Genomic DNA, 21,322 nt, shown 5'->3' on the forward strand with positions numbered 1-21,322 from the left:
GTAACGCGAAGTGGACCCGATGCCGCAATGGGGCTTGCCTTTGCCCCCCTCCACTTGGTCTAAGTTGCCCAACCATAAGGACCGTCTACATGACCGACATCGCCACCCGCGTTTGGAACCACAAATGGAAAATCGACCCCATCGTGCGGTCGCTGATCGACACCGACTTTTACAAACTCTTGATGTGCCAATCGGTGTTTCGTAACAAACCCGACACCCAAGTCACGTTCAGCCTGATCAACCGTTCCAAACACATCCGCCTTGCCGATCTAGTAGACGAAGGCGAGTTGCGCGAACAACTCGACCACATCCGCTCGCTCTCTCTGACACGCGGCGAAAGCACGTGGATGCGCGGCAACACATTTTACGGCAAACGCCAAATGTTCACGCCGGAATTCATGGACTGGTTCGAAAACTTGACGCTACCACCCTACCACCTCGAAAAAGTCGACGGTCAATACGAGCTGACATTCGAAGGCTCTTGGCCCGAAGTCATGCTTTGGGAAATCCCCGCCCTCGCGGTCCTCATGGAACTGCGCGGCCGCGCGGTCCTCGGCACAATGGGCCGTTTCGAGCTGGAAGTCCTCTACGCCCGCGCAAAAACCAAAGTCTGGGAAAAAGTCGAAACACTGCGCGGCGTCGAAAATCTCGCCATCGCGGATTTTGGCACACGCCGCCGCCATAGTTTCCTGTGGCAGGACTGGTGCGTGCAAGCCATGTCCGAAGGACTCGGCGACAACTTTGTCGGCACATCAAACTGCCTCATCGCCAAAAACCGCGACCTTGCCGCCATCGGCACAAACGCCCACGAGCTGCCCATGGTCTACGCCGCCTTGGCCAAAACCGACGAAGAATTGCGCCAATCCCCCTACGACGTTCTGGCCGACTGGCATGACGAACACGTGGGCAATCTGCGGATCATCCTGCCCGACACCTACGGCACACAAGGCTTCCTCGACGGCGCACCCGATTGGCTGACCAGCTGGACAGGCATCCGCGTCGACAGCGGCGACCCCGCAACAGGGGCGGAAATGGCGATCAACTGGTGGAAATCGCGCGGCGAAGACCCGACCAAGAAACTGGTCATCTTCTCGGACGGGCTAGACGTCGACAAAATCGTCACCCTGCAAGCGCAATTCAAAGACCGCTGCCGCGTCTCATTCGGCTGGGGCACGATGCTGACCAACGACTTCAAGGGCCTCACCGAAAACGACACCCTCGCGCCATTCAGCTTGGTCTGCAAAGCCATCTCGGCCAACGGCGCCCCCACCGTAAAACTCAGCGACAACCCCAACAAATCCATGGGCCCCGCAAGCGAGATCGCACGGTACAAGCGGGTGTTCGGGGTTGGGGAGCAGGAGAAGGTCGAGGTTGTGGTTTGACCGAATTAATCGAGCTTAGCTATTGAAGAGCAATTTACGCAAATAGATCTCCTCGAAACCTTCCCCCTTCAAACCCTAATCACGTACTCCTTCACCGTGGTCTCAATCACTTCCCACTCCCCGACAAATCCGGGGCGCAGGACAAAGCTGTCGCCGGCTTTGACCTCAAGGCGGCTGCCGTCTGATCCGTGCAGCACCGACACACCCTCTAGGATGTGGCAGTATTCCCATTCGTCATAGGAAATGCGCCAGCGGCCCGCCGTACTTTGCCAGATGCCTGCATAAAGCCCGTCCACGTCCTCGACGTTCCATGTGGTGAACACGGGGTCGCCGGACACGATTTTTTCAGGCGCAGGGCGGCTGATTTCAGGGTCGCCAGTGCGGGTCATGCGATAAATTAGCGTCATTTTATCCTCGGTTCTCAATATCTTAACATTCCGTCACACCACCGAACGCCTTATCCGCGGATAAGGTTTTCAGTCGTCTTCGACTTTCCCGCGCAGTTTCTTCACCTCGCCGCGCTCTTTTTTCCCCGCCAACCGCCGTTTCACCGATCCATATGTGGGTCGCGTCGAAATCCGTCGTTTGGGGGTTTTGGTCGCTTCCAAAACCAGATCATGCAACCGCGCCAAGGCAAGCTCGCGGTTGCGCGCCTGCGACCGCGTGTCCTGCACAAACAGCACAATCGCGCCCTCGTTTGTCCACCGCCGCCCCGCTAACCGCTTCAACCGCCGCTTCACAGGATCAGGCAAGTTTGGCGACCGCTCGGCCTCGAACCGCAATTCGACCGCCGTGGACACTTTGTTCACGTTCTGCCCACCCGGACCAGAGGCGCGGGTGAAGGATTCGGTCATTTCCCAGTCAGCAATTTCGATTTGGTCGGTGATTTTCATGAGGCCAATCATACAGGCAAAACCGCAATAAAAAAGGGCTACCCCGTTTGGGATAGCCCTTTCCTGAATAACGGAGGTGAGTCGGTTAGGAACTCCACCTTGGGTTAAATAAACCTAAAGATTGCTCTAAGTTTGCTTGCCCCAAGTTGTCCCGACTGCCTTCTCCAATACACACTGATGCACTAGATCACCTCCTTTCAAATGTTTCACTTTGATCAGGTTCGCATATCTGGCGTATATGTCAAATCGTTTTTGAGGGGGCGGTGATCTTGCTGATGATGATCCGGAACGGGATCAAGGCCAGCAGTGCGATGGTGATTTTCACGCCCCAATCCGCAACCGCGAGCGAGACCCACAGCGGGACGATTGGTCCTATATTCAGGAATGGCACCGGGTCTTGTGCCCAGATGATCTGCTCTGTTGCTGTTGCGTTTACACTGTTGAAAAGGCTGGAGAATGCGATGGTGAAAAAGATGATCGTGTCGACAATTGAAGAGATGAATGTCGAGACGAGCGGTGCTTTCCACCACGATCCTGCGCGTAATCTGTTGAACACGGCGATGTCGAGAAGTTGCGCGATGAGGAAGGCGCATGCCGACCCGATGGCCACCCGTAGCGCTACGGCGGGACCGAATTCGAGCATGATCTGCGATCCGACTAACGAACATGTGATTCCTGTGATCAGGCCGGTGTAGACCACGCGGCGTGCTGCTTGCGCACCGTAGATGCGGTTCATGATATCGGTCACGAGGAAGGCGAGCGGGTAGGTGAACGCGCCCCATGTCAGTAATCCGTCGAGGATCAGGAATTGAACGAGGATGTTGGAGGCGACGACAACGAGGGCCATGGCGATCACGCCGGGGAGAAGTTTGGTCATTTTATTACATTATCCGTTTTAACAAGGGTGCGGCACTTGGTCCCCGATCAGTCGGAGACGCGCCGCACTACCATTGCCAAAGGTGGCCGGTCAATCGTTGATCAGGTATTCGACGATCTCGGTGCGCTGGAAGAATTTGAAGTTATCGTCGGAAATAAGTGTCATACGCAGCTGGTCTGTTGCGTCTTGCCAGATGCCGATCGCTTCTAGGTTGTCATGGGTGCCGTTGGCGGTGTCGAGAAGGGTTTTCTCGGCTGTGCCGTCCAGATTAAACCGTCGCACACGCGATTGGAAACCGATGCCTGTGAAATGCCGCTCAAGGATATAGAGCCGGTTGTCGGGGCCGATATCTGCGCCAACGGCAAGGTGATTACCGCGCCGCGGGATGTGAAACGGGATATCCCATGTGCCGTCTTTGTAGCGATAGATCGGGAAGGGGTAGTTGGCGCGGCCCGAGCGTTCAGGCAGGGTGTAAAGTGCGCCATCCGGTCCGATTGCCAGCGCCTCAAGCGAACTGTTACTTTGCAAGCTTGCGAAATCGGGGTGTTGTGGCAGTACGATTGCCTTTGCAGCGTCGCGGCTGTTGTATTGGAAAATGCTGTGCTGCGGTCCTTCGCTGGAGACAAAGATGGTCCCGTCAGCGGCGATGGCGAGCCCCTCGCTGTCGATCCATGTCTCACCTTGTTTACCGTCCGGGCGGCGCAATCGCGTCATTTCGGGTGCGGAAATGGCGGTGATGATCCCGTCTTTGCGGGTTAATGTCGCTGTTGCCAGCATTGCCCCACGGTCGCTAAGCGCGTGAAAGCTGCGGCCGTCTTCGGCGATTTCAAAGCCGGAGAAGCCGCCGAAAAACGGATCGGGGTCGGTCCATGTGGTCGCACTTAGCAGTGTGGGCGCAGCCGTTAGGTGATGCCCGCAGGCTGCGAGCATCATGAATATCAGGGCAATCCGCATTTTATTTTTCAATAACGCCCATGCATTGTGCGGGCAGGCGCGCCAGCGTCAGGGGGCCGCGAGGTGCGGTTGGTACGGCGTTCGGATCTCTGGGTTGCGGGGGCGGCGGGTTCAGGATGTTGTCCACCCATGCCTGCGCGTCTGCGCAACCGTCACCTGCGGGGGGTGGCGCCTGATTTTTGCAATCGGCAGCACCCGGCGCGCAGTTAAGCCGCACATGGAAGTGGTAGTGGTGTCCGGCCCACGGCCTGATCTTGTTCAGCCAGCTGCGGTCGCCTGTTGCGTTTTTGCACATTTCGACCTTGGCACCGGGAAAGACAAAGATGCGGGCGACGCGCGGATCAGAGGCAGCGGCTTTCAGGATTGCTTCGTGTTGCGGGGTCCATCTGCTGTTGGTGAAGGCACCAGAGGCGCGGCGCATCGAAATCGACGACAGATTTTCACGTTCAGAGGCGTTCAGGTTCAGGCGGTTAGGGGGCAGCATCCAGATATCGGCGTCGAGGCCCGATTGGTGGCTGGCGTGTCCTGTAAGCATTGGGCCGCCGCGTGGCTGGCTCATGTCGCCGACGTATAAACCGTTCCAGCCTGCCTGGGTTGCAGCAAAGCGTGACAGGTCTTGCACGAAGCCGACAGTCACGGGTTGTGCCCAGTTTCGGTTGCGTGACAGGCGCATAGCTTGCCATGTCGGACCGGTTTCAGGCAGTTGCACAGCGCCCGCCTGACAGCCGCGCGCATATTCGCCGATCGATTCCGCGCGTCCCGACGAGGCGGTCGAGATATACCCAAACACGTCTTTGGCGACCCGCGTATCAGTCACGGTTTGTGTGCTGACATTTGACTGGCTGGCAGTGTCGGGGGTGTTGTCGCCGCCGCAGGATGCGAGGGCGGCGATGAGGGCTGCTGCAATACTTATGCGGACCATTCTGCGCGATCTCCGTCTTTGTTTACCCACCGTAGCATGACTAGCCCTATGAGGAAAAGAAAGATCACGGGCAGGAAGCCGAGTTGTGTGTTGCCGGTGGCGAGGGTGAAAATTGTGATCAGTAAGGGCGCGAGGAATGCTGTGGCTTTGCCGGTGAGGGCGAAAAGGCCAAAGGCTTCGGTCGGGCGGTCGGGGTGAGTATGGCGCACCATCATGGAGCGTGAAGCGGAATAGAGCGCACCGCCTGCACCGCCGATGGTTGCGCCGCAGATGTAGAAGATGGTGTCGGGAAGGGATGAGCCTGCTGGCAGTGTCATAAAGAACAGATGCTCGCGCGACATGCCCACGATGAGTATGCAGACGATAATCAGGGCGAGGATCGAGGTGACAATCACGGGTTTCGGACCGTGTTTTTGGTCGCATAACCCACCGATCCATGTGGCGATGGCCGCTGCGATGGCGGCGATGATGCCGAACACACCAATCTGGATGGTTTGCCAGTCGAGCACGAGTGCGGCGTAGACCCCGCCGAATGCATACAGAGCGTTGAGAGCGTCGCGGTAGACCATCGAGCCTACTAGAAAGTTGAACAGGCTTTTGCGTTTGAACACAGATTTCAATGTGGCCCAGAGGTTTGTGAGGACGGTGCCTATGGCCGGAGTTGCGTCCTTGGTTGTCGGGGTGTCGCGCACCCACAGGAAGAACGGGATCATGAAGACGGCGAACCAGATGGCAATAAAGGGGCCGACGGAGCGGGTGCCTTCGCGCAGTTCAGGGTCGAGGCCGAAGAGTGGTGCGTTGCCAAGCAGCGTCACGCCTGCGTCGTTTTCCGCGAGGAATAACAGCATGATGAAGAGTGCGACGACCCCGCCCCAATAGCCGAATGCCGCGCCAGAGCCGGAAATGCGCCCGACTTGTTCGGTGGTGCCAAGCGATGGCAGGATGGCGTTGGAAAAGTTAAGCGCGCTTTCTGCGGCAAAGAAGCCGACGTAGAAAATGACGAGCATGAAGATGAGGGATGTGCCGTCGGGGGTCAGCCCCCAGAGCATTGAGGTGGCGACCACGTAGATGATCGAGAAGAAGATAAGCCATGGGATTTTGCGCCCCGATGTGTCGGCGAATGCACCAAGGACGGGAGCGGAGAGCGCGATCAGCACCCCGGCGATGGATTGTCCGATGCCCCAGATGGATTGGGCTTGGGCATCCGCGGCGGCTTCGGACAGGCCGGTGCCGAGGTAGTGTTGTGCGGCGACGGCGGCGAAATAGGGGCCAAAGACGAATGTGAGGCCTAGGGTGTAGAACGGTTGAGTCGCCCAATCGAAGGCCATCCAGCCCCAGATTCGTTTCTTTTGTGTGATCGCCATGCGCCCCGCCCTGTGTTTTTATTAACCGGATAAGACACCGCAACAGGGAGTTCATGCAAGGGGTGGTTTAGGTGGCGGGTAATTCGGGCGGCCAAGGGCGTGTGGCGTCGGCGTCGACCCAGTTGGTGACCCACGCGGGCAGGTCCGGCGAGGGAGTGTTGACGTTGATCTGTTCCAGCACGCGATCGGGTGTGACGATGCCGTTTTTGTCGGTGACTGCCGAGCGGTAGAGGGCTTGGGCCGCGCATTCGCCGTTGATCCAGATGGATTGGTCGATGTAGAAAAACCGGTGATCCCAGCCGATGGCGCGGCTGAGCATTTTGAAGCGCACAAAAGGTCTGATCCGTTTACGGTAGCGCACGGATGTGCCGGCCATGGTTAACCCCCAACGGTTTGCGCGCAGGATTGTCAGAAGCCCTGTGCGTTTGGCCAAGACGGTACGCCCCAGGTCGAGGATCGTCAGGATACGTCCGTTGTTCATTTCCATGAAGCCGTCGATGTCTTGCGGCCAGCACCGGTGATACGACACATGTAGCCCGAGGATCGGCAAGGCGGGTGCGTTGCGGGCGAGAATCATATCTTTGATCAGGCGGCCGAAGGGATACATGTGTGGGGGTGCTTTCAATGGTTATCTGGCATAGTTAGTGATGTTTACCTAAGCGTCAACTTGTGACCTCGCGGCAACCGCCCCCTTGTTCAGAAGCTGTTCTGCCTTTACTTGCAGTAAAACCTTATGAAAGTCGTAACTAATGCAATCTATTTTCGAAATCCTGATGCTTGTTTTGAGTATTGCCCGCACGCTAATTTTTGCTCATTTTATCATGAGTTGGTTGATCAGCTTTGATGTGTTGAATGTGCGTCAGCCGCTGGTCGGGCAGATCTGGTATACATTGCAGCGGATTTTGGAGCCGATCTATGGCCCGTTGCGCCGTGTGCTGCCGAATTTGGGCGGTATTGATCTGTCGCCGATTGCGGCGCTGCTGGGTCTGGAAGTGATCCGCATCTTGTTGGTGAATAACGCGCAGTTATTCTTTTAGACGCAGATTACCCCGCCCCGTCGATGATCGAGGGGGCGGGGTGTTTTTGTCAAAGCGGCGTTATTCCGCAGGCACGTAGCGTTCAAAGATCAGGCGGATCATGCTTTCGTTGCTGCTGCTGACTTGTTTGACGCCTGCGATGTAAGAGCCGGGGTTCACACGCGCGGTGATCTGGCTGTTAAGCCCGTCATTGTCGTCATTACGCTGAATTTCGCGGCCCAGATCGTCATAGAGGATCAGCCAAGGATCGCCGTTGTCGCCTGCTGCGATGGCTTCGATCAGGAGCAGGCCGGTTTTATCCACGTCAAAGCTAAACCATGTTGTGTTGTTGCTAACCTGTGCATCGTGGCGCATCCGGTTTGGCAGCAATCCCAATGCGTTGATTTCAACAGTGCCGTCGAGTGGTGGTGAGGCTTCGCCCTGAGCGTAAAGCGAGGCGGTAGCAGCGGCGGGGTCATAGACCGAGATTGTCACGTCAATCGGCAGCGAATCGTCACCATATGACCGCACGTTCAGGCAGTAGTCACCTGCGGCAAGTGGGCTGGATTGGTCGATCCGCGAGTTCAGCCCGTCGGCGTCGTCGTTTTCGGCAATCGTGTTATCATCGTTATCGAACAGCGTGATAATCGGATCGGCCGCAGCGTTATTGGCGGTGATCGAAATCGCGGTTGGTTCGGGCAGGGTGAAGGACCAGAAACCTGTCTCGTTTACCGATGCGGAATTGGTGGTGCCAAGTGCGCCAAAAGGAGTTGCTTCGGCGCAGCTGCCGGTGGGTTCATTGCCGCCGCTGATTGCGCCTTCGGTGAGGGCCTCGTGTTCGTTGCGTCCGATCCGCACAAAGGCGGTCATTGGCGCGTCGTCATAGCTTTTCATGCTCATGCAATAGTTGCCTGCTTCGAGCGAAATTTCGGAGCGCGCGGCTCCGCCACCACCCGAATCATCGTCAGAGGTGATGATGCTGCCAGCCGCGTCAAAAATATCGATAAGCGGATCACCTGCGCCGCGACCTGCGGCCTCGATCCGGACATCGGTGGCCTCGGAGAGTTTGAAGAGCGAGACGTAGCTATTGCCGCCAAGCACCAGCGCCATTTGTTCGCGGTAAGCGTCGGATGTGGAGATGTCGGACGCGTCTTCGTTGCCGCCGATCCATTGTCCGCCTGTGACGCCGCTACAAATATCCTGCGCTGCGAGCGGGGCTGCGAACGCAAAGGCGAGTGCTGTTGATGTCAGTAATGTACGTTTCATGGGGAAACTCCTTGGACCACGATGTTTGCATAAACCTAGACCCAAGGAGGGGGCCATTGCCAGTGAGATAATAGGATTTCCCCAATAAAAAAGGCCGCATCCGGTGACGGATACGACCAATTCTAGATCAATGCATTGCGGTGGTTTAGCCCTGACGAGCTTTGAACCGACGCTGCGTCTTGTTGATTACATAGACGCGGCCCTTACGGCGCACGATGCGGCAATCGCGGTGACGCTGCTTGAGCGAGCGGAGGGAGTTACGAACTTTCATGAGTTCATTCCTTCTTTTTTCGCGGCGCTGCGATTGCGCCTTGGTTGCATTAACGACACACGGGTGTGTGCCGGTGAATTCTGGTGGACGATACTGGGATCGAACCAGTGACCCCTTCGATGTCAACGAAGTGCTCTACCGCTGAGCTAATCATCCTTTGTCTGCTTTGGTGTCAATCCTGCGCCCTATAACAAAATAGGACGCGGGGTGAGCCGCGTCAGTCGTGCGGTCTATAAAAGGGTTCGCGGGGGGGATCAAGGGCTTTTGAAAAACAGATTTATCAGGTTAAGATATTTGGCAAAGGAGCCACTATGCTTGAAGCCCCATATCAGTTGATGATGCCCGATGCACGCACCACCAGTGTGATATTTGCGTCGCCGCATAGTGGCCGCGATTATAAGCTGTCATTTTTGCAGGGATCTGTGTTGGACGATATGGAGATCAGGTCGTCCGAGGATGCGTTTGTGGATGTTTTATATGCGGATGCGCCGAAGTTTGGTGCGCCTTTGTTATGTGCGACGGCGCCGCGCGCTTATCTGGATTTGAACCGTGGTCCTGAGGAAATGGATTCGGGGCTGATTGAAGGTGTGCGTCGCGTGTCACAGAATTCGAGGGTTGCAAGCGGGTTGGGTGTCGTGCCGCGCGTTGTGGCGGGCGGACGCCAGATTTATCACGGGAAAATTTCGCTGGCGGAGGCGCAATACCGGATCACGCGGTATTGGCGACCGTATCATGATGCGTTGCAGACGTTGGTTGATGAGAATCATCGCGCCTTTGGCCAGTCGATCCTGATCGATTGTCATTCGATGCCGCATGAGGCGTTGGAGAATGTGAGTGTTGCGGGAGGTCGACCTGATATTGTATTGGGGGATCGGTTTGGAGCGGCGGCGTCGGGTGGTGTTGTGGAGCGTATTGAGGCGGCGTTTGCGTCGGCTGGGCTAAGGGTGGCCCGCAATATGCCGTTTGCCGGGGCGTATATTGTGCAGCATTATGGCCGTCCGTCGCGCAGCCAGCACGCTGTGCAGATTGAAATCGATCGCGGGCTTTATATGGATGAGGCGACATTGCAGGTGAACGATAACTTTGAGCCTTTGCGTAAGGTGTTGTCGGGGGTGATGGCGCAGATTGCCGAGATTGGCCGTGATACCGGGGCGGTGTTGGCTGCGCAGTAGGATGGGTTTTAACCCATCTGTGCTGCAAAGAAGTGTTCGGGGTCCTCGACTTCGACCAGTCGCCGTCTGTCGATCCACCAGAAACGATTGCCGACATTGCGGACAAAGCTGCGGTCGTGGCTGACCAGTAGGCAGGCGGCGTCATGGCGTGTCAGTTCTTCTTCCAGTGCTTCTTGCCCTTCGATGTCGAGGTGGTTTGTCGGCTCATCAAGCAGGTAGAAGTTCGGGTGTTGTAAGCGCAGGAGCAGCATCGCGAGCCGCGCTTTCTGGCCGCCTGAAAGTTTGCCCAAGGGGGTGTCTTGCATTTGGATTGTGACGCCTGCGGCGGCGAGGAGGCCGCGTGCTTTTTGATCGCCCAGTCCGAAGCTGTCGATGGTTTGCATCGGGGTATCGGTGGGGGTGAGTTGGCTGAGGTGTTGGTCAGAGTAGCCCAGGCTGACGGAAGGCGCGCATTTCACGGGGCTGTCTTGTAGGGTCAGGGCGCGGTGCACCATTTCGACCAGTTGGGTTTTGCCAGTGCCGTTTGCGCCGAGCAGGACGATGCGGTCGCCGGGGGTGATCCATTTGGGGCCGGTGTTGTAGAGCCAGCGGTTGTCGGGCGTGTTGACCGCGATGTCGTCAAAGGTGAGCAGGGCTTTTGCGTGGGTGCCGGAGTTGCCGAGTTTGATTTCGCCTGCGCCTTTTTCGCGGTGCGCGGGTTTGGCGGCAGACTCGATCTTGGCGGCGCGTTCGTTGAGTTGTTTGGTTTTGGTAATCAGCAAATCAGAGCCAGAGTTGATGCCGATGTTTTTGAGTTTGGCGGCTTGTTTGCGCAGCTGGCTGGCCTTGTTCAGGTCGTTGGCAAAGCGGCGTTCATCGGCGGCATCTGCCTCGTCGAGGGCGAGGCGCGCGTGGCTGAAGGGGGTGGCGAAATCGCGGCTGCTGGTTTCACGCAGGAATAGGGTGCGGTTGGTGGTGGCGTCGAGAAAGGCGCGGTCGTGGCTGGTCATAATGACGGCGACATCACGTGGCAGGTTGCCTAACCAAGACTCTAATAAGGCAATTCTATGCAGATCGAGGTGGTTTGTCGGCTCATCCAGCAGCAGCACGTCGGGCTGGGTAATCCAAGCGGCGGCGAGCATGGCGGTGCGTTGCCAGCCGCCTGAAAGTTCCCGTAATAGAGTCTGTTGAAGGTCATAGGGCACGGCAAGTTCGTCGAGGACGACATCGACCCGCCAGCCCTCAAAGTCGACTTGTTCGGGGGGCAGGGCTGAGAGCACTTTGTCGTAGAGCGTGAGGGAGAGGTCGGTCTCTGGGACGTATTGCGCGACGAGGGCCACACGCAGGCCGCGTGCGCGGGTAATGTCGCCACTTGTTGGCTCGAAGGTGTTGGCGATGCAGGACAGGAGTGTGGTTTTGCCGCGTCCATTGGCGGCGACGAGGCCCAATCTATCACCTTTTGAGAGGGTGAGTGTCAGGTCGAAGAAGAGGGGATCGCCAAGGGTGACGGATAGGTTTTGGATGTTGATCAGGCTCATGGGTTTCCTTCAGCGCAGCGCGCGTCCTTTGATGATGGCGTCTTTGCCGAATTTGGCACGGATTTTGTCGGCAGCGGCTTCGGCTTGGGCTCTTTTCCCTGCGTTAGGGTCTAATAGGTCGTGGGTGCGGTCGGCGTTTTCGGCGCTGCCTAGATCGCTAATACCGACGCCAATGAGGCGGAATGGCCCTTTGTCGCCTGCTTGGTCAAACAGGCTGCGGGCGGTGCGGTAGATGGTGTCGGCGAGTTGGGTGGGGTGGTGCAGGGATTGGCGGCGGGTCAGGGATTTGAAGGTGGCGGTTTTGAGTTTGAGGGTGACGACGCGGCCTGCCATGTCGCGGGCTTTTGCGCGGTCGGATATTTTCTCGGACAGGCGCCAGATATGGCCGTCGAGGATGTCGGGGTCGCTGGTGTCGGTGTTGAAAGTGGTCTCGTTCGAGATGCCTTTCACGGGGGCGTTGGCAGAGATTTTACGTCCATCTTCGCCGCGTGCCAGCGCGTAGAGCCGTTCGCCTGTAGCACCAAAACGATCATGTAAATCGCGCCGGTCCCAGCGCAGCAGGTCGTCGAATGTGCGGATGCCTGCGGCTGACATGCTGTCTTGGGCGACGGGGCCGATGCCCCAGATCAGCCGGACGGGTTTGGGGCGCAGGAATTCGGTCGTTTCCGCCTTGCCGATGACCGAGAAGCCGCGGGGCTTGTCGAGATCGGAGGCCACTTTGGCGAGGAATTTGTTGTGGGAGAGGCCGATGGAGCCGGTGAGACTAAGTTCGGACTTCATGCGTTTGATGAGTTTTGCCAGCATCACGGCGGGTGGTGCGCCGTGGAGTTTTTGCGTGCCTGTGAGGTCCATGAAAGCCTCGTCCAGCGAGAGGGGTTCGACGATTGGCGTGAGTTCGTCCATCATGGCGCGGATGGCGCGGGATGCTTCGACGTAGGCGTCCATGCGTGGTTTTACGACCACTGCTTCGGGGCAGAGTTTGAGGGCTTGGAACATTGGCATCGCGGATTTCACGCCTTTGATCCGTGCCACATAGCAGGCGGTTGAGACCACGCCGCGATGGCCGCCGCCGATGATGAGGGGTTTGTCCGCGAGTGCAGGGTTGTCGCGTTTTTCGACGCTGGCATAGAAGGCGTCGCAGTCCATGTGTGCGATGGTGAGCGTGAAAAGTTCGGGGTGCGATATCTTGCGTGGGCTGCGGCATGACGGGCAGCGGGTTCCACTTTCAAACGTGGTTAAGCAATCTTTGCAGAGTATCGGCATGGGGGTGAAGATAAGGGGCGCGAGGGGTGGCTACAACGGTTAAGGTGGCGGCATGGATGATGATTTTACAGGCGCGAAAGCGGCGCTGTTTATTGGTGGCGAATTGTTAATTACTTTGCGAGATGATTTTGCGCATATCCCGTTCCCGAATCTATGGGATTTTCCGGGGGGTGGGCGCGAGGCGGGCGAGACGCCTTTGCAGACGATGCGCCGTGAGGTGATGGAGGAAGTCGGGCTGGTGGTGCCTGATGCGTCGCTTGTGTGGCGCAGGAAGTATGAGCGAAACTGGTTTTTTGTGGCGGTTTTGCCTGTCGGGGCGGAGCGCGAGATTGTGTTTGGTGATGAGGGTCAGGGGTGGCGGTTGGTCGATTTGGAAGCGTTTTTTGCTTTGACGGATGTGGTGCCGTTTTTTCCGCAGCGTGTGCGCGACTGGCTGGCGTATGATGCGTTGAAAAGCGGCGCTGATCTGGGTATTTAGATAACAGGTTTAACAGGAGATATGTTTTTGGATCAGGTTCTTATGAGCGGCGGCGGGCAAGGTATTTTGTTTTTGGTGCTGGCGGTGTTTATTGTCATTTGCATCATGGCCGGTGTGCGGATTGTGCCGCAGAGCGAGAAGTTTATTGTCGAGCGGCTGGGGCGGTTGCGGGCGGTTTTGGGACCAGGGATCAACTTTATCGTGCCGTTTTTAGACCGCGTTCGTCACAAGGTTTCGGTGTTGGAGCGTCAGTTGCCTGCGATGTCACAAGATGCGATCACGTCGGATAACGTGTTGGTTCAGGTCGAAACTTCGGTGTTTTATCGCATTATCGAGCCTGAAAAGACGGTTTACCGGATCAGGGATGTGGATGCGGCGATATCGACAACTGTGGCGGGGATCGTTCGTTCGGAGATTGGTCGGATGGAGCTGGATCAGGTGCAGGCGAACCGGTCGCGTTTGATTGAGGCTGTGCGTGATCAGGTGGCGCAGCAGGTGGATGATTGGGGTATTGAAGTGACCCGCGCCGAGATTTTGGATGTAAATCTGGATCAGGCGACGCGCAATGCGATGTTGCAGCAGTTGAATGCGGAGCGTGCGCGTCGCGCGCAGGTGACGGAGGCCGAGGGCACAAAGCGCGCGGTCGAGTTGAATGCGGATGCTGAGTTGTATGCCGCAGAGCAGGCGGCCAAGGGGCGTCGCGTTTCTGCCGATGCGGAAGCTTATGCGACGCGTGCTGTCGCGGCGGCGATTGCCGAGAATGGTTTGGAGGCGGCGCAGTATCAGGTGGCGTTGAAGCAGGTTGAGGCGCTGAACAAACTGGGGTCGTCGGCTGGCACACAGACCATTGTTTTGCCTGCAAATGCGCTGGACGCTTTCGGGGATGCGTTCAAGATGTTGAGGGGCAAGTGATATGATCCTTTGGGACCAATGGTGGGTTTGGATGTCGGGGGCTGTGTTGCTCGCCACGCTTGAGGTGCTGGTGCCCGGATATATTTTTCTGGGGTTTGCGATTGGTGCTTTTGCAGTTGGTGTGTTGCAGGTGCTGCATGTGCCGCTTGGCGGATTGCCGTTGACGTTATTGGTGTTCGCGATCCTGTCGTTGGTGGCCTATCTGGGGATGCGTCGTGTGTTCGGGTTGAAAACCGGATCGGTCAAAATTTGGGACCGCGATATCAACGATTGATCAGGCGCGCGCTGCATCAGACATGTGCAGTGCGTGTTTTGCCAGACCTGCAGCAATTGTCGCGGCGTCCAGTGATTGTGGTCCGCGCAATTCGCAGGGGTAACGGAACAGGTGTCCGTCGCGGCGGAGTTCAACGCTGGCTTGAAAGACGCCGGACTGCGCGTTGTAGCGAAGATCGTTGATAAACATGGGCTTTCCCCTCATCGCGTTACTATACTAACGCTGATGAAGGAAAAAAGTTTCTGAATGGTTGATCCGGCGACTGGTGGCCGCAATTTTTTGCTATGCGGACGCGAGCTCTGCGGTGATGGCAAGGGCTGCGGCGCGCGGGTCTTTGGCCTGCCAGATCGGGCGGCCCACAACGAGGTGGTCAGCCCCGTCTTTGATCGCTTGTGCAGGAGTTGCGACCCGTTTTTGATCGCCCAGAGCGGTGCCTACAGGGCGCACGCCGGGGGTCACGATGAGTTTGCCGGCTGCTTCGGGGAGGGCGCGAATGAGCGCTGCTTCCTGAGGGGAGGCGATGACGCCGTCGGCCCCTGCGTCAAAGGCGCGGCCGGCGCGTTCTTGCACGAGGTCGGTGATGTCGCCTGCTTTGATCAGTGAGCCGTCGAGGTCGTTGCGGTCCAGCGATGTGAGGATTGTCACCGCGAGGATTTTCATGTTGGAGTCTTTGGCCCCGTTGCGTGCCGCTGCAACGACATGCGGGTCGCCGTGGACGGTGAGCATATCGATGTCGAATTGGGAAATGCCGCGCACCGCGGCTTCGACGGTCGCGCTAATGTCGAAGAGCTTCATGTCGAGGAAGATTTTCTTGCCGTGCTCGCCTTTGAGTTCATTGGCGAGGGCAAAGCCGCCGCCCGTCAACATGCCAAGCCCGATTTTGTAGAAACTGACGGCGTCGCCGAGTTTGCTGGCAAGGTCCATGCCGGCGACAACATTTGGCACATCAAGGGCAACGATCAGGCGGTCATCAGACATCTGGCTCTCCATTATGATTTTGAGCGGTTTAGCCTGCGAAATCATGCGGTGCAACTGGTGTGAAAGCGTAAAATCCGCAATCGGAGTGTGGTGGGGATCTTGCAAGGGTGGCGGGTGCTACCCATATTTATTGTGAGGCCCAAAAGGGTGTGCGCCGCACTGCGGGCATGTCCATCAACGGGTGCTTTATAGGAGAGACAAGATGAATTTAGATAAATTTACAGAGCGGTCGCGTGGATTTGTGCAAGCGGCCCAGACGATTGCAATGCGCGAGAGCCATCAGCGATTGATGCCCGAGCATTTGCTAAAAGCTTTGATGGATGATGATCAAGGGTTGGCTGCTAATCTGATTACGCGTGGCGGCGGTGACGCCCCTGCGGTCCGTTTGGCGATTGATTTGGCGGTTGGTAAGATTGCCAAGGTCGGCGGAGATGCGGGTCAGGTCTATATGGATTCGGCGACTGGCAAGGTTATGGCTGAGGCGGAGCAGTTGGCGCAGAAGGCGGGCGACAGTTTTGTCCCTGTTGAACGTCTGTTGATGGCGCTGGCGATGGTGAAGTCCAAGGCGAAGGATGCGTTGGATAGTGGTAAGGTGACGGCCCAAGGGTTGAACGCCGCGATCAATGATATTCGCAAAGGTCGCACAGCGGATAGTGCGAGTGCTGAGGACGGCTATGATGCCTTGGCAAAGTATGCGCGTGATCTGACCGAGGCTGCCGAGCAGGGCAAGATTGACCCGATTATTGGTCGTGACGAGGAAATTCGTCGTGCGATGCAGGTTTTGTCGCGTCGCACAAAGAACAACCCTGTGCTGATTGGTGAGCCGGGTGTTGGTAAGACAGCAATTGCCGAAGGTTTGGCGTTGCGCATTATCAATGGTGATGTGCCTGAGAGCCTACGCAATAAAAAGCTGATGGCGCTGGATATGGGTGCCTTGATTGCGGGTGCCAAGTATCGTGGCGAGTTTGAGGAGCGCTTGAAGGCGGTTCTAAAAGAGATCGAGGATGCGGCTGGCGAGATCATTTTGTTTATTGACGAAATGCATACGCTTGTTGGTGCGGGTAAGGCAGATGGTGCGATGGATGCCGCCAACTTGATTAAACCTGCGCTGGCGCGGGGAGAGTTGCATTGTATTGGTGCGACCACGTTGGATGAATACCGCAAGTATGTTGAGAAGGACGCGGCATTGGCCCGTCGTTTCCAGCCGATTGTTGTCGAGGAGCCGACGGTATCGGACACGATCAGTATTCTGCGTGGTATTAAAGACAAATACGAGATGCACCACGGTGTGCGGATTTCCGACAGCGCCTTGGTGGCGGCGGCGACGCTGTCGCACCGTTATATCACGGATCGGTTTTTGCCCGATAAGGCCATCGATTTGATGGATGAAGCGGCGTCGCGGTTGCGGATGGAAGTGGACAGCAAGCCCGAGGAGTTGGATGCGCTGGATCGCAATATCTTGCAGTTGCAGATTGAAGCGGAAGCATTGAAGAAAGAGGATGATGCGGCATCCAAGACCCGTTTGGGTAAGCTGGAAGAAGAACTGGCGAACTTGATGGAGCGGGCCGCCGAGATGACCGCCAAGTGGCAGGCCGAGCGTGACAAGTTGGAAGGTTCGCGTGAGCTGAAAGAGAAGTTGGACCGTGCACGTGCGGAATTGGAGATTGCAAAGCGCGAGGGCAATTTGGCCAAGGCTGGCGAATTGTCCTATGGTGTGATCCCCGAATTGGAGCGCAAGGTCGGCGAGGCAGAGAATGCGTCGGATCTGATGGTTGAAGAGGCGGTGCGCCCTGAGCAGATTGCGCAGGTTGTCGAGCGTTGGACAGGTGTGCCCACGTCCAAGATGTTGGAAGGCGAGCGCGATAAGTTGCTGCGCATGGAAGACGAGTTGGGCAAGCGCGTGATCGGTCAACGTGCGGCGGTCAAGGCTGTGTCGAATGCGGTGCGCCGTGCGCGTGCGGGTTTGAATGATGAGAATAGGCCGCTTGGCTCGTTCTTGTTCCTTGGGCCAACGGGTGTCGGTAAGACCGAGTTAACCAAAGCTGTGGCAGAGTATCTGTTTGATGATGACAGTGCGATGGTGCGGATTGATATGTCGGAGTTCATGGAGAAGCACGCGGTGTCGCGTCTGATTGGTGCGCCTCCGGGGTATGTCGGTTATGACGAGGGCGGTGTTTTGACGGAAGCTGTGCGTCGTCGTCCGTATCAGGTTGTCTTGTTCGATGAAGTCGAGAAGGCGCATCCTGATGTGTTCAACGTGCTGTTGCAGGTTTTGGATGACGGCATTTTGACTGATGGTCAGGGTCGCACCGTGAGCTTTAAGCAGACGTTGATTATTCTGACGTCGAACTTGGGTGCGCAGGCATTGAGCAACTTGCCCGATGGTGCCGATGTCGCGGATGCCAAGCGGGATGTCATGGACGCGGTGCGGGCGCATTTCCGTCCTGAGTTCCTGAACCGATTGGACGAGACTGTTATCTTTGACCGTTTGGCCCGTGAAGACATGTCGGGGATTGTGACAATTCAGCTTGGTCTATTGGACAAGCGTTTGGCGGGTCGCGAGATCACGCTTGATATGTCTGAAGGCGCGCTGAAGTGGCTTGCCGATGAAGGCTATGACCCTGTGTTCGGCGCGCGTCCGCTGAAGCGGGTGATCCAGCGTGCGGTGCAAGACCCGTTGGCCGAGATGATTCTGGCTGGTGAGGTGATGGACGGCGCTGTGGTGTGTGTTGATGCCGGACCTGACGGGTTGATTGTAGGTGATCGGGTGTCGGCGTCTAATAGGCCAAAGCCCGAGGCGGCGGTCGTGCATTAAGCGCTGCGAGACAACTAAACGGGCCGCGTCAGGGATGATGTGGCCCGTCATTTATTAATAGGATCGATGTGTTCAAGGATTTCGTCGCATCAAGGACGGGTTTGGTGGGTTACGTTTTCAGTAGGCTTATACGCGTCGTATGGAATGCGGGCATCTGTGATGTAGAGCCGTAGTTCTATGACATTTAAATTGCGGATGCGGTGGGTCTCGCTACAGTCGCGAAAGACGAAAATGTCTTCGCAGTTAGTGCAGAGCGTGATGCGGGCGGTGTTAGGCGGCGCGGTAGTCAGCACTACTGTACAGTTGAGTGTGTCAGGCGAGCTTTGTCAAAAATTCGAGGCTCTGATCTATACTATATATATACACAGAAAATTTGGATCGTGTTTGGGCACTCTGTCGAGCTGTGTGTGTTGGTGATTCCGTCGATTATTGAGGTGCCGAAGCTGACAGGTGATGAGGGGGGGCCTTTTAGAGGGGAGGATTCCTAATTTGTGCTATTTCAGATTCGTGTTCGTGAAGAATCGCGATTGCGTGGCTTTTGCCAGGGATATTCGGGGCTGTTTGGGTATCGAATGTCCTGGAATCGGAGCGAACCGCAGTGATTCATTGTAGGGCTCACAAGGGTGTCCTGTGGGTAAGTCTAGATGTAGTGGTGTGGGTGTGGTCGACACCTAGAAGAGTTGCGTTTTGACCTAAGGTTGTAGATCGGAAACTGCCCTAACTATGCTAAATCATGAGGAAAAACGGGTTTGTCTTAAAAACTTCACATTAGATCAATTTAGGGGTTGCGGGTAATGATTACTAACCTTAGAACCCCCCTTACCGGAGAGACACACAGTCAGACACGGGGCGCCAGACGGGCGGGACGGAACGGAAGCGGGACTGGAAACGGGAAGCTTTGGGACTGAACTGCTAGCGAGACGCGAGACGATATTTGGAGATACTGTTGGCGGGGCGCGCTGAGTAATTAGCGCATCTTGTTAGTTTTTGTCTCCACGCTTTTTGAAATTGATATATCTGAAGAGATATGTGGGCGGTTTGGTTCAGTTCGATGGATCAGACGTCTGTATATCAACGCTACTAGGATTTAGGTCCGATGATGTAGTGTCAGCTTCACTGTTTGTATGGCTCTTGGTTAACTTTGTTAACTGAAAGTACATCAAACAGAATTAAGACGCCATGTGATTTCAGTAAGATCATGTGGTGGATGTGCAGAGGTTCGAACGTCAAGGACAGCAACGTAAGTTGCTTTCAACTTGAGAGTTTGATCCTGGCTCAGAACGAACGCTGGCGGCAGGCCTAACACATGCAAGTCGAGCGCTTACCTTCGGGTAGGAGCGGCGGACGGGTTAGTAACGCGTGGGAATATACCCTTCTCTATGGAATAGTCTCGGGAAACTGGGGGTAATACCATATACGCCCTTCGGGGGAAAGATTTATCGGAGAAGGATTAGCCCGCGTAAGATTAGATAGTTGGTGGGGTAATGGCCTACCAAGTCTACGATCTTTAGCTGGTTTGAGAGGATGATCAGCAACACTGGGACTGAGACACGGCCCAGACTCCTACGGGAGGCAGCAGTGGGGAATCTTAGACAATGGGCGCAAGCCTGATCTAGCCATGCCGCGTGAGTGACGAAGGTCTTAGGATCGTAAAGCTCTTTCGCCAGAGATGATAATGACAGTATCTGGTAAAGAAACCCCGGCTAACTCCGTGCCAGCAGCCGCGGTAATACGGAGGGGGTTAGCGTTGTTCGGAATTACTGGGCGTAAAGCGTACGTAGGCGGATTAGCAAGTAGGGGGTGAAATCCCAGGGCTCAACCCTGGAACTGCCTCCTAAACTGTTAGTCTAGAGTTCGAGAGAGGTGAGTGGAATTCCAAGTGTAGAGGTGAAATTCGTAGATATTTGGAGGAACACCAGTGGCGAAGGCGGCTCACTGGCTCGATACTGACGCTGAGGTACGAAAGTGTGGGGAGCAAACAGGATTAGATACCCTGGTAGTCCACACCGTAAACGATGAATGCCAGTCGTCGGGTTGCTTGCAACTCGGTGACACACCTAACGGATTAAGCATTCCGCCTGGGGAGTACGGTCGCAAGATTAAAACTCAAAGGAATTGACGGGGGCCCGCACAAGCGGTGGAGCATGTGGTTTAATTCGAAGCAACGCGCAGAACCTTACCAACCCTTGACATCCTTGGACCGCTAGAGAGATCTAGTTTTCTCGTAAGAGACCAAGTGACAGGTGCTGCATGGCTGTCGTCAGCTCGTGTCGTGAGATGTTCGGTTAAGTCCGGCAACGAGCGCAACCCACATCTTTAGTTGCCAGCAGGTTAAGCTGGGCACTCTAGAGAAACTGCCCGTGATAAGCGGGAGGAAGGTGTGGATGACGTCAAGTCCTCATGGCCCTTACGGGTTGGGCTACACACGTGCTACAATGGCATCAACAATGGGTTAATCCCTAAAAGATGTCTCAGTTCGGATTGGGGTCTGCAACTCGACCCCATGAAGTCGGAATCGCTAGTAATCGCGTAACAGCATGACGCGGTGAATACGTTCCCGGGCCTTGTACACACCGCCCGTCACACCATGGGAGTTGGATCTACCCGACGGCCGTGCGCTAACCTGCTTGCAGGAGGCAGCGGACCACGGTAGGCTCAGCAACTGGGGTGAAGTCGTAACAAGGTAGCCGTAGGGGAACCTGCGGCTGGATCACCTCCTTTCTAAGGATGTTTCTAGCAGTTTGAACTTGTTCTTACTCGTGAAACACTTAGCAGTGTCTGCAAACAAAGCAGACCAAATCAGGCACATCGTTTTCCTTCGATGTGACCTAGAGCCAGGCCGTCCTCATATCTCTTCAGTCTTTGTTCCCACCAAATGGAACATAACCTAATGGGGCGTTAGCTCAGCTGGGAGAGCACCTGCTTTGCAAGCAGGGGGTCATCGGTTCGATCCCGATACGCTCCACCA

20 protein-coding genes, 2 tRNA genes and 1 rRNA gene are annotated in these 21,322 nt (G+C 56.3%); 9 read left to right on the plus strand and 14 right to left on the minus strand.

Going from position 1 to position 21,322, the window contains the following annotated elements; translation table 11 throughout:
• Positions 1-89 precede the first annotated feature (89 nt).
• A complete protein-coding gene (gene pncB / locus ACXLHR_RS15335; protein ID WP_458792254.1) occupies positions 90-1,382 on the plus strand; it encodes a nicotinate phosphoribosyltransferase in 1,293 nt (430 codons plus the stop codon).
• A gap of 68 nt (positions 1,383-1,450) precedes the next feature.
• Here pncB and ACXLHR_RS15340 read toward each other — a convergent pair whose 3' ends face one another.
• The 7 genes from ACXLHR_RS15340 to ACXLHR_RS15370 all read right to left on the minus strand — a co-directional run bounded on the left by ACXLHR_RS15340 (position 1,451) and on the right by ACXLHR_RS15370 (position 6,999).
• Complete coding sequence (locus tag ACXLHR_RS15340; protein WP_458792255.1) at positions 1,451-1,789, minus strand: cupin domain-containing protein; 339 nt, start codon at positions 1,787-1,789, stop codon at positions 1,451-1,453.
• A 69-nt stretch (positions 1,790-1,858) separates the two neighbouring features.
• On the minus strand, positions 1,859-2,275 hold the full coding sequence (gene arfB, locus ACXLHR_RS15345; RefSeq protein ID WP_458792256.1) for an alternative ribosome rescue aminoacyl-tRNA hydrolase ArfB: 417 nt from the start codon (positions 2,273-2,275) through the stop codon (positions 1,859-1,861).
• Between the two features lie 241 nt (positions 2,276-2,516).
• Positions 2,517-3,152: a queuosine precursor transporter gene (locus ACXLHR_RS15350; RefSeq protein WP_458792257.1), complete on the minus strand. Its 636-nt coding sequence runs from the start codon at positions 3,150-3,152 to the stop codon at positions 2,517-2,519.
• Between the two features lie 90 nt (positions 3,153-3,242).
• The gene (locus tag ACXLHR_RS15355; RefSeq protein ID WP_458792258.1) at positions 3,243-4,106 is read right to left on the minus strand and encodes an esterase-like activity of phytase family protein; all 864 of its coding nucleotides are present in this window, start codon (positions 4,104-4,106) and stop codon (positions 3,243-3,245) included.
• Between the two features lies 1 nt (position 4,107).
• Positions 4,108-5,028, minus strand: coding sequence for a penicillin-insensitive murein endopeptidase (gene mepA, locus ACXLHR_RS15360; RefSeq protein WP_458792259.1), 921 nt, complete (start codon positions 5,026-5,028; stop codon positions 4,108-4,110).
• Positions 5,016-6,392 carry an MFS transporter gene (locus ACXLHR_RS15365; protein ID WP_458792260.1) on the minus strand — a complete coding sequence of 459 codons (1,377 nt, stop codon included), beginning with the start codon at positions 6,390-6,392 and terminating at the stop codon, positions 5,016-5,018. The genes mepA and ACXLHR_RS15365 overlap by 13 nt, the downstream gene beginning before the upstream one ends.
• Before the next feature lie 67 nt (positions 6,393-6,459).
• Positions 6,460-6,999: an acyl-CoA thioesterase gene (locus tag ACXLHR_RS15370; protein ID WP_458792261.1), complete on the minus strand. Its 540-nt coding sequence runs from the start codon at positions 6,997-6,999 to the stop codon at positions 6,460-6,462.
• A gap of 142 nt (positions 7,000-7,141) precedes the next feature.
• Here ACXLHR_RS15370 and ACXLHR_RS15375 point away from each other — a divergent pair, with 142 nt between their 5' ends.
• Positions 7,142-7,429 (plus strand): YggT family protein, encoded by a 288-nt coding sequence (locus tag ACXLHR_RS15375; RefSeq protein WP_458792262.1) that lies wholly within the window; start codon positions 7,142-7,144, stop codon positions 7,427-7,429.
• A 60-nt stretch (positions 7,430-7,489) separates the two neighbouring features.
• Here ACXLHR_RS15375 and ACXLHR_RS15380 read toward each other — a convergent pair whose 3' ends face one another.
• The 3 genes from ACXLHR_RS15380 to ACXLHR_RS15390 all read right to left on the minus strand — a co-directional run bounded on the left by ACXLHR_RS15380 (position 7,490) and on the right by ACXLHR_RS15390 (position 9,101).
• Entirely contained in the window at positions 7,490-8,674 is a 1,185-nt protein-coding gene (locus ACXLHR_RS15380) for a DVUA0089 family protein (protein ID WP_458792263.1), read from the minus strand.
• 145 nt (positions 8,675-8,819) lie between these two features.
• Positions 8,820-8,945: a type B 50S ribosomal protein L36 gene (gene ykgO / locus ACXLHR_RS15385; protein ID WP_008231708.1), complete on the minus strand. Its 126-nt coding sequence runs from the start codon at positions 8,943-8,945 to the stop codon at positions 8,820-8,822.
• A gap of 81 nt (positions 8,946-9,026) precedes the next feature.
• Positions 9,027-9,101, minus strand: a tRNA-Val gene (locus tag ACXLHR_RS15390).
• 155 nt (positions 9,102-9,256) lie between these two features.
• Between ACXLHR_RS15390 and ACXLHR_RS15395 the strand changes: the two genes are divergently transcribed.
• Positions 9,257-10,117 carry an N-formylglutamate amidohydrolase gene (locus ACXLHR_RS15395; protein WP_458792264.1) on the plus strand — a complete coding sequence of 287 codons (861 nt, stop codon included), beginning with the start codon at positions 9,257-9,259 and terminating at the stop codon, positions 10,115-10,117.
• A gap of 8 nt (positions 10,118-10,125) precedes the next feature.
• On the opposite strand, the gene ACXLHR_RS15400 is transcribed toward ACXLHR_RS15395, so the two are convergent.
• Together ACXLHR_RS15400 and ACXLHR_RS15405 are read right to left on the minus strand one after the other, a co-directional pair.
• On the minus strand, positions 10,126-11,634 hold the full coding sequence (locus tag ACXLHR_RS15400; RefSeq protein WP_458792265.1) for an ABC-F family ATP-binding cassette domain-containing protein: 1,509 nt from the start codon (positions 11,632-11,634) through the stop codon (positions 10,126-10,128).
• A 9-nt stretch (positions 11,635-11,643) separates the two neighbouring features.
• On the minus strand, positions 11,644-12,897 hold the full coding sequence (locus ACXLHR_RS15405; RefSeq protein ID WP_458792266.1) for a DNA polymerase IV: 1,254 nt from the start codon (positions 12,895-12,897) through the stop codon (positions 11,644-11,646).
• 52 nt (positions 12,898-12,949) lie between these two features.
• On the opposite strand from ACXLHR_RS15405, the gene ACXLHR_RS15410 reads away from it, so the two are divergent.
• The 3 genes from ACXLHR_RS15410 to ACXLHR_RS15420 are packed head-to-tail and all read left to right on the plus strand — an operon-like array spanning position 12,950 to position 14,561.
• Entirely contained in the window at positions 12,950-13,375 is a 426-nt protein-coding gene (locus ACXLHR_RS15410; protein ID WP_458792267.1) for an NUDIX domain-containing protein, read from the plus strand.
• A gap of 21 nt (positions 13,376-13,396) precedes the next feature.
• Positions 13,397-14,287, plus strand: coding sequence for an SPFH domain-containing protein (locus tag ACXLHR_RS15415; RefSeq protein WP_458792268.1), 891 nt, complete (start codon positions 13,397-13,399; stop codon positions 14,285-14,287).
• Position 14,288: 1 nt separating this feature from the next.
• Positions 14,289-14,561: an NfeD family protein gene (locus ACXLHR_RS15420; protein WP_458792269.1), complete on the plus strand. Its 273-nt coding sequence runs from the start codon at positions 14,289-14,291 to the stop codon at positions 14,559-14,561.
• Here the strand turns inward: ACXLHR_RS15420 and ACXLHR_RS15425 are convergent, their stop codons facing one another.
• Complete coding sequence (locus tag ACXLHR_RS15425) at positions 14,562-14,750, minus strand: orotidine 5'-phosphate decarboxylase (protein WP_458792270.1); 189 nt, start codon at positions 14,748-14,750, stop codon at positions 14,562-14,564.
• A gap of 93 nt (positions 14,751-14,843) precedes the next feature.
• Entirely contained in the window at positions 14,844-15,539 is a 696-nt protein-coding gene (gene pyrF / locus ACXLHR_RS15430) for an orotidine-5'-phosphate decarboxylase (RefSeq protein ID WP_458792271.1), read from the minus strand.
• A gap of 202 nt (positions 15,540-15,741) precedes the next feature.
• Between pyrF and clpB the strand changes: the two genes are divergently transcribed.
• From clpB to ACXLHR_RS15445, 3 genes are all read left to right on the plus strand, one after another.
• A complete protein-coding gene (clpB, locus tag ACXLHR_RS15435) occupies positions 15,742-18,354 on the plus strand; it encodes an ATP-dependent chaperone ClpB (protein ID WP_458792272.1) in 2,613 nt (870 codons plus the stop codon).
• Positions 18,355-19,606: 1,252 nt separating this feature from the next.
• Positions 19,607-21,075: ribosomal RNA gene (locus tag ACXLHR_RS15440) — 16S ribosomal RNA — on the plus strand.
• 171 nt (positions 21,076-21,246) lie between these two features.
• Positions 21,247-21,322 (plus strand) — tRNA-Ala (locus tag ACXLHR_RS15445).

Source organism: Yoonia sp. MH D7, from assembly GCF_054439475.1.

What these genes read in the sequence shown, in the direction of transcription:
- pyrF (WP_458792271.1), bottom strand. Translation starts at nt 15,539, where the DNA reads ATGTCTGATGACCGCCTGATCGTTGCCCTTGATGTGCCAAATGTTGTC.
- ACXLHR_RS15400 (WP_458792265.1), bottom strand. Translation starts at nt 11,634, where the DNA reads ATGAGCCTGATCAACATCCAAAACCTATCCGTCACCCTTGGCGATCCC.
- ACXLHR_RS15355 (WP_458792258.1), bottom strand. Translation starts at nt 4,106, where the DNA reads ATGCGGATTGCCCTGATATTCATGATGCTCGCAGCCTGCGGGCATCAC.
- ACXLHR_RS15395 (WP_458792264.1), top strand. Translation starts at nt 9,257, where the DNA reads ATGCTTGAAGCCCCATATCAGTTGATGATGCCCGATGCACGCACCACC.
- ACXLHR_RS15375 (WP_458792262.1), top strand. Translation starts at nt 7,142, where the DNA reads ATGCAATCTATTTTCGAAATCCTGATGCTTGTTTTGAGTATTGCCCGC.
- ACXLHR_RS15380 (WP_458792263.1), bottom strand. Translation starts at nt 8,674, where the DNA reads ATGAAACGTACATTACTGACATCAACAGCACTCGCCTTTGCGTTCGCA.
- ACXLHR_RS15340 (WP_458792255.1), bottom strand. Translation starts at nt 1,789, where the DNA reads ATGACGCTAATTTATCGCATGACCCGCACTGGCGACCCTGAAATCAGC.
- ACXLHR_RS15350 (WP_458792257.1), bottom strand. Translation starts at nt 3,152, where the DNA reads ATGACCAAACTTCTCCCCGGCGTGATCGCCATGGCCCTCGTTGTCGTC.
- clpB (WP_458792272.1), top strand. Translation starts at nt 15,742, where the DNA reads ATGAATTTAGATAAATTTACAGAGCGGTCGCGTGGATTTGTGCAAGCG.
- pncB (WP_458792254.1), top strand. Translation starts at nt 90, where the DNA reads ATGACCGACATCGCCACCCGCGTTTGGAACCACAAATGGAAAATCGAC.
- mepA (WP_458792259.1), bottom strand. Translation starts at nt 5,028, where the DNA reads ATGGTCCGCATAAGTATTGCAGCAGCCCTCATCGCCGCCCTCGCATCC.
- ACXLHR_RS15370 (WP_458792261.1), bottom strand. Translation starts at nt 6,999, where the DNA reads ATGTATCCCTTCGGCCGCCTGATCAAAGATATGATTCTCGCCCGCAAC.
- ACXLHR_RS15405 (WP_458792266.1), bottom strand. Translation starts at nt 12,897, where the DNA reads ATGCCGATACTCTGCAAAGATTGCTTAACCACGTTTGAAAGTGGAACC.
- ACXLHR_RS15420 (WP_458792269.1), top strand. Translation starts at nt 14,289, where the DNA reads ATGATCCTTTGGGACCAATGGTGGGTTTGGATGTCGGGGGCTGTGTTG.
- ACXLHR_RS15365 (WP_458792260.1), bottom strand. Translation starts at nt 6,392, where the DNA reads ATGGCGATCACACAAAAGAAACGAATCTGGGGCTGGATGGCCTTCGAT.
- ACXLHR_RS15425 (WP_458792270.1), bottom strand. Translation starts at nt 14,750, where the DNA reads ATGTTTATCAACGATCTTCGCTACAACGCGCAGTCCGGCGTCTTTCAA.
- arfB (WP_458792256.1), bottom strand. Translation starts at nt 2,275, where the DNA reads ATGAAAATCACCGACCAAATCGAAATTGCTGACTGGGAAATGACCGAA.
- ACXLHR_RS15415 (WP_458792268.1), top strand. Translation starts at nt 13,397, where the DNA reads ATGTTTTTGGATCAGGTTCTTATGAGCGGCGGCGGGCAAGGTATTTTG.
- ykgO (WP_008231708.1), bottom strand. Translation starts at nt 8,945, where the DNA reads ATGAAAGTTCGTAACTCCCTCCGCTCGCTCAAGCAGCGTCACCGCGAT.
- ACXLHR_RS15410 (WP_458792267.1), top strand. Translation starts at nt 12,950, where the DNA reads ATGGATGATGATTTTACAGGCGCGAAAGCGGCGCTGTTTATTGGTGGC.